Here is a 1,827-nt window from a genome sequence, read left to right as displayed (position 1 = left end):
GACAAATAGTCTATATCCTGAATATTTCTGCTCCACACTTCTCTTAAATCGTTACCTGTAGATTATGGGTATTCAAAAAAACAAATAATAAATACAATTTTTTTCTTCATGATTCTTTTTTCCTTTCTTTATAGTTTATAATAATCGATTAACTTTATTTCAGTATACTATGTCACAGTATATATGTAAAGGCTTACATTTAAAATGAAATTTATATTTTATCAATTATAGTCAAACACAAAAAGGTGGCTCTACCACTGAAGATTGTCATTTTTGACAGATAAACAGCATATGTTTTTATTTATCGGCATGCCCTTTTTTTCTGAATCTGTATTTCCTAGCACCAAAATATCCTCTTGCACATGGTTCAATGCAAATTCTTACAAAATCTCGAGCTATTTACAAATACCTATGTACGGCAATCAATCTTGTAGCCACCATTGATTTACCTTCTCTCAAGATTCACCTTCTCTCAAAATGAAAAGAGCCATCCTTCAGACAGCTCCAATCAAACTAGCAATATTAAATATTTTTTTGAATACCCATATTCCACAGGCAATTATCAAAATATGAAATGACACTTTCAATTTTGTTGGCATTTATATAAAAAATGATTTCAATAATTGGATTTACCTGTTGATTATGGGTAATTAAAAATATTTTTATTTATAAGTTGCTGATTTAGTAATTGTTCCGCTTTTACTGCAGGTCACAGTGTTTTTACAATAAATATCTTGAATTACTAAACCATTTCCATCGTATTCAACTCCCCAATGGAAATTACCAGAACAATATGCTTTATACGATGTTCCTGATTTCTCTTTCCAGCATTTCCAATTTGAAACCTGCCAAAGTGTTATCGCCCCTTTTGTATAATAATAGTCAAATCCACTTTTATACCATGCCTTTGAACCATTATAATAAAATTTGCATTCAACAGTCAGTGAAAAGATTTTATTTCCTATTACACTATAATATGTTTTTGATGATGTACCTGTCTTCGATTTTGTTGTAGCTCTTGATAAACCATCATCACTTACAGTTAAAGTGTCCACTATAATACTAGAAGGTGTGATTACAAGTTGTTGATTATCCCCTATATCATAAACCAATTCATATCTGTCATTGAATTTCTCTGATGATTTTAAGTATACAGTGTTATTGTCTTTATTATCTGTAAGTACTTCAAGAACATCTTCAAAAACCGGATTTGTATTTGACTCACAATATCTCTTTATTATTCCATCGTATTCTGCAGATTCTGCAGATTTCAGCGAATTTGCAAGAACTTCGCCAAATTTTTCATATTCCTCGTAATTTGAATTGTCAATCTGAATTTCTTCATCCAAATTCAATGTAGTGAGATTATTTTCACTTGCAAATACATTCACGATACACGATAGACTTAAAGCCATCATTAAAATTAATGCTACTATTCTTTTTATAAGAACCTCCTAACTTAAAATACTACACAGCAGAAAAATTAATTACAAATAAGAAAACTAAAAAAAGCAACAATATGACAAGAAAAATCAAAACGCATTTTAAAACCTTTTTTGAACGACGATTTCTACTTGCCAACTGTTCTACCACTCTCGCCAGTTCAACTGCCATCATATCTTCATTTTTCCCATCGGCAACATCTGATCCTATTAGTTCGCTCACAGACACATCTAATATTTCTGCCAATTTTATTAACATGTCGGCATCTGGAACTGATATTCCAGTTTCCCTTAGTTAAAGATATGACCCCTCATTATCAGTCTACTTTTCCAATAAATCGGTAGTATATCTCTATTTCCTGTATTCTTTCGTTATCCTCATTCG

2 protein-coding genes are annotated in these 1,827 nt (G+C 30.9%); both read right to left on the bottom strand.

Going from position 1 to position 1,827, the window contains the following annotated elements; all coding sequences use genetic code 11:
* Positions 1-662 precede the first annotated feature (662 nt).
* A complete protein-coding gene (locus tag EAI80_RS12945; protein ID WP_129982363.1) occupies positions 663-1,418 on the bottom strand; it encodes a hypothetical protein in 756 nt (251 codons plus the stop codon).
* A 49-nt stretch (positions 1,419-1,467) separates the two neighbouring features.
* The gene (locus EAI80_RS12940; protein WP_192924069.1) at positions 1,468-1,701 is read right to left on the bottom strand and encodes a hypothetical protein; all 234 of its coding nucleotides are present in this window, start codon (positions 1,699-1,701) and stop codon (positions 1,468-1,470) included.
* Between the last annotated feature and the right edge of the window lie 126 nt (positions 1,702-1,827).

The organism is Catenibacterium sp. co_0103 (assembly GCF_004168205.1).
Lineage (GTDB): Bacteria > Bacillota_I > Bacilli_A > Erysipelotrichales > Coprobacillaceae > Catenibacterium > Catenibacterium mitsuoka_A.
The sequence above is the reverse complement of the archived record's forward strand: the minus strand, read 5'-3'. Positions and strand labels throughout refer to the sequence as shown.

What these genes read in the sequence shown, in the direction of transcription:
- EAI80_RS12945 (WP_129982363.1), bottom strand. Translation starts at nt 1,418, where the DNA reads ATGATGGCTTTAAGTCTATCGTGTATCGTGAATGTATTTGCAAGTGAA.
- EAI80_RS12940 (WP_192924069.1), bottom strand. Translation starts at nt 1,701, where the DNA reads ATGTTAATAAAATTGGCAGAAATATTAGATGTGTCTGTGAGCGAACTA.